Source organism: Candidatus Darwinibacter acetoxidans, assembly GCF_041936445.1.
Taxonomy (GTDB): domain Bacteria; phylum Bacillota; class Limnochordia; order Darwinibacteriales; family Darwinibacteriaceae; genus DTU010.
On record NZ_JBHGXH010000272.1, the window covers coordinates 1 to 2928 of the forward strand.

The window sequence follows — 2928 nt, forward strand, 5'->3', positions numbered from 1 at the left end:
GCAAGAAGTCCAGTACTTGACATTAGGGCAGACACATTGTATCATAAGTGCAATCGAGATAGGTGCGTTGATGGGGAGGAGTACACAGCTAACCCTTGCAGAGAGGAAAGCCTGGCGGTGCGAGCTTTCTAAGGAAGTGGCTGTGGAAGTCGCCCCGGAGCTTCTTAAGTGAAGTCCAGTAGCTTAAGACGGTGGTTCCGTTATCACCGCCAACGAGGGCTCCCCGGCCAGGCTGGGGGGAACTAAGGTGGTACCGCGAGTTAGACTCTTCGTCCTTAGATGGCGAAGGGTCTTTTTAGTGAGAAGAATAGGGAGTGAAGGGGAATGAAGAAGACTTACGATCCTAAAGAAGTGGAGCAGAAATGGTATCGCTTCTGGGAAGAAAACGGCTTTTTCCACGCGGAAGTTGATGAAAGCAAGGAGCCCTTCTGTATTGTGATCCCGCCGCCCAACATCACCGGGCAGCTGCACATGGGCCATGCCCTGGACAACACCTATCAGGATATCCTGGTGCGCTGGCGGCGCATGCAGGGTTACAATACCGTGTGGGTCCCCGGCACCGACCACGCGGGGATTGCCACCCAGGCCCGGGTGGAGGACCACATCCGGGAGACGGAGGGCAGAACCCGCCACGACCTGGGCCGGGAAGAGTTCCTGCGGCGCACCTGGGCCTGGAAGGAAGAGTACGGACGCCAGATCCTCACCCAGCTGAAGCGGCTGGGCGCCTCCCTGGATTGGCAGCGGGAGCGTTTCACCATGGACGAGGGCTGCTCCCGGGCGGTGCGGGAGGTCTTTGTGCGCCTCTTTGAGAAGGGCTGGATTTACCAGGGCAACTACAGCGTAAACTGGTGTCCGGTCTGTTCCACCACCCTTTCCGATATCGAGGTGGAGCATGAAGAGACCGCGGGCAAGCTCTGGCACATCAGATACCCCCTCACCGACGGCAGCGGCCATGTGGAGATCGCCACCACCAGGCCCGAGACCATGCTGGGGGACACTGCGGTCGCCGTCAATCCTAAGGATGAGCGCTACCGGCACCTGGTGGGCAAAACGGTGATCGTGCCCCTGGTGGACCGGGAAGTTCCAGTGATCGCGGACGAGTACGTGGACATGGAGTTCGGCACCGGCGTGGTGAAGATCACTCCTGCCCATGACCCCAATGACTTCGAGATCGGCATGCGCCACAACCTGCCGCAGGTGCAGGTGATCGGCAGGGATGCGGCCATGACGGAGGAGGCGGGGAAATACGCGGGGCTGGATCGCTATGCAGCCCGGGAGCGCATCGTGGAGGACCTGGAAAAGCTGGGCCTGCTGGTGAAGGTGGAGGACCACCAGCACGCGGTGGGCCAGTGCTACCGCTGCGATACGGTGGTGGAGCCCCTTGTTTCCAAGCAGTGGTTTGTGAAGATGGGTGAGCTGGCCAAGCCCGCCATTGCCGCGGTGGAAAACGGGGAGATCCGCTTCATCCCCGAGCGTTTCAGCAAGCACTACCTGCACTGGATGCGCAACCTCAAGGATTGGTGCATCTCCCGCCAGCTCTGGTGGGGCCACCGTATCCCCGTGTGGTACTGCCGGGAGTGCGGCGAGGTTTTCGCCAGCGTGGATGAACCCGCGCAGTGCCCCAAGTGTGCTTCCCAAGAGATCGAGCAGGATCCAGATGTGCTGGACACCTGGTTCTCCTCGGCGCTGTGGCCCTTTTCCGTTTTCGGCTGGCCGGAGCAGACCAAGGAACTCAAGCACTTCTACCCCACAACCGTTTTGGTTACCGGCTTTGACATCATCTTTTTCTGGGTGGCCCGCATGATCGTGATGGGCTATGAGTTCATGGGGGACCGTCCCTTCCGGGATGTCTTCATCCACGGGCTGGTCCGGGATCACCTGGGGCGGAAGATGAGCAAGTCCTTGGGCAACGGTGTGGATCCCCTGGAGGCCATCGAAGAGTACGGCGCTGACGCCCTGCGCTTCAACTTGGTGATCGGCGTGGCCCCAGGCAACGATCTGCGCTACATTCCGGAAAAGGTGGAGGCCTACCGCAACTTCGCCAACAAGATCTGGAATGCGTCCCGCTTTGCCTTGATGAACCTCACCGACTTCAACCCCAAGAAGCAGAACATGGGTGCCCTGGATCTGACCACAGCGGATCAGTGGATCTTGAGCCGCTACGAGCACACAGCCAAAGAAGTCACCCGCTTCTTGGAACGCTATGATGTGGGCGAAGCAGCCCGGGTGCTCTACGATTTCATCTGGAGTGAGCTGTGCGACTGGTACATCGAGCTGATCAAGCCGCGCCTCTATGGCAAGCAGGGGGAAGAGACCCGCTATGTGGCCCAGTATGTGCTCTGGTATGTGCTGAAAGGTACTTTAGAGCTCCTCCATCCCTACATGCCCTTCATTACCGAGGAAATCTGGCAGAACCTGCCCCACGAAGGGGAAACCATCATGCTCGCGCCCTGGCCGCAGCCCGCGGGGCTCAGTTCCCCCAAGCACGAGCGGATGATGAACACGGTCATGGCGGTGATCACCGAGATTCGCAGCATGCGCAGCGAGAAGAACGTACCGCCGGGACGCAGGATTAGCGCCATCCTCCAGGCCGAGGGGGAAAGCCTGGACATCCTCACAGATGCCCAAGGGGATATTATGCATCTGGCAGGTTTGGAGAAGCTGATCCTGGAGGAGCCGGGCCGCACGCCCGAGAAGTGCCTCAGTGCCGTTGTGGAGGGCATCAACATCTTCCTGCCCCTGGCTGAGATGGTGGATCTGGAGGAAGAGCTGGCCCGGATCAGAAAAGAGCTGGAGCAGGCCCGCCGGGAGCTGGGACGGGCAGAAAAGAATTTGCGCAACGAAGGATTTATATCGAAGGCGCCGCCGGAAGTGGTGGAGAAAGAAAGGGAAAAGGCAGAGCTCTACCGGGCACAGGCTGCCCGCCTG

1 protein-coding gene and 1 other annotated feature are annotated in these 2928 nt (G+C 59.8%); the gene reads left to right on the plus strand.

Annotated features, from left to right (window positions below; translation table 11 throughout):
- Window positions 1-58: 58 nt before the first annotated feature.
- Window positions 59-280, plus strand: a binding site (T-box leader).
- Between the two features lie 44 nt (window positions 281-324).
- A partial coding sequence (locus ACE4YL_RS10425) for a valine--tRNA ligase (RefSeq protein ID WP_461369620.1) occupies window positions 325-2928 on the plus strand: 2604 nt, incomplete at its 3' end.